The organism is Pseudoalteromonas sp. 0303, assembly GCF_013349995.1.
GTDB lineage: Bacteria > Pseudomonadota > Gammaproteobacteria > Enterobacterales > Alteromonadaceae > Pseudoalteromonas.
The window spans coordinates 1-1,482 of sequence record NZ_JABVXF010000090.1 but is presented as its reverse complement, the minus strand read 5'-3'; the positions used below and the strand labels follow the sequence as shown (position 1 = coordinate 1,482).

The 1,482-nt window shown below is 38.9% G+C and carries 1 protein-coding gene and 1 pseudogene; both read left to right on the top strand.

Annotated elements, in window-relative coordinates:
• Positions 1–440, top strand: a 440-nt coding sequence (locus tag HUS62_RS22220; RefSeq protein WP_258536842.1) for a flagellin, incomplete at its 5' end; no start/stop codon positions are given.
• A gap of 425 nt (positions 441–865) precedes the next feature.
• Positions 866–1,482 (top strand): annotated as a pseudogene (locus HUS62_RS22215) (flagellin); the annotation flags it as partial.

The window sequence follows — 1,482 nt, the reverse complement described above, 5'->3', positions numbered from 1 at the left end:
CAGACTCTACTCGTGTTTTAGGTGCTATACAGCTAAATTCATCTAAATCATTTACAGTTACAGGTAATGATGATGCACTAGTTGCAGCTGCGAATGTTGATAATCAATTAATTAGTAATACGGTTGCTGTAAGTGAAATTGATATCAAAACTCAGACCGGCTCACAAGATGCGTTAGCGATTATTGATGCTGCCATAGCACAAATAGATAGCCAGCGAGCTGACTTAGGGGCAGTACAAAACAGGTTTGGACACACAATCAGTAATCTTTCAAGTATATCTGAGAATGTTTCTGCTTCACGTAGTCGTATTCAAGATACTGACTTTGCAACAGAAACAGCACATATGACTAAAAACCAAATCTTGCAACAAGCGGGTACATCAATCTTGTCGCAAGCAAACCAAATACCACAAGCGGCTATCAGCTTGCTAGGTGGTTAATTAAATTTATAGTTTTATATACGAAAAGCGCACAGGTTGCGCTTTTTTGTTGCGTAACATTAAAATAGCTGGGCGGTAATTTGGTCAGTGCTCTTTTATCGCTATTTTCTTATTGCATAGCGCCTCTTAACCTCTTTGTAACTAATTCACCTAAAACCTTTTTACACAGAGAGAAAAAATGAGAAATAAATGAGGGGGTGATATGACGTAAGAGGAAAAAGTAGAATTTTTTAAAATAAAAAATGAGTAAAATCAGTTTGTTAATCTGGAAAGCTCAAATAAAATCCATTTTTTTTAAAAAAAAGCCTAAAGAAAAATTCTCAGCTGCCGTTAACTTAATCAGTACGGAGCTTGAACATACAATTTGTGAAAGTTCTTGGTTAAATCAAAACAGATATATTACGAAAGTAATCAGGAGTTTTATCATGGCTTTAACAGTAAATACAAATGTATCTTCATTAAACGCTCAGCGTAACCTTTCTCGTTCAGGTCAAGGTCTAGCAACCTCGATGGAGCGCCTTGCGTCAGGTATGCGTATCAACAGCGCAAAAGACGATGCAGCAGGCCTACAAATTTCAAACCGTTTAACTTCACAGGTTAATGGCTTAGCCGTAGCGCAGCGTAATGCCAACGATGGTATTTCAATGGCGCAAACCGCCGAAGGGGCGATGCAAGAGTCTACCAATATATTACAGCGTATGCGTGAGCTTGCATTGCAATCGGCGAATGGTTCTAATTCATACGAAGACAGAACTGCTCTACAAAAAGAAGTAACAGCACTGCAAACTGAGTTAACGCGTATCGCAGAGACAACATCCTTTGGTGGTCAGCAGTTGCTAGATGGTTCATTTGGGACAAAAGCCTTTCAAGTAGGTGCTAATGCTAACGAAACAATTAGTGTTTCATTATCAAGTGTTGCAGCTGATGATATAGGCACAAAGCAAATTAATCTTCAGTCAGCAGACGGTTTTGGTCAGGCACTAACTGCATCAGGTGATACTGCTGGTGCAAACCCAATTGCAAATACTATGACTTACACTAT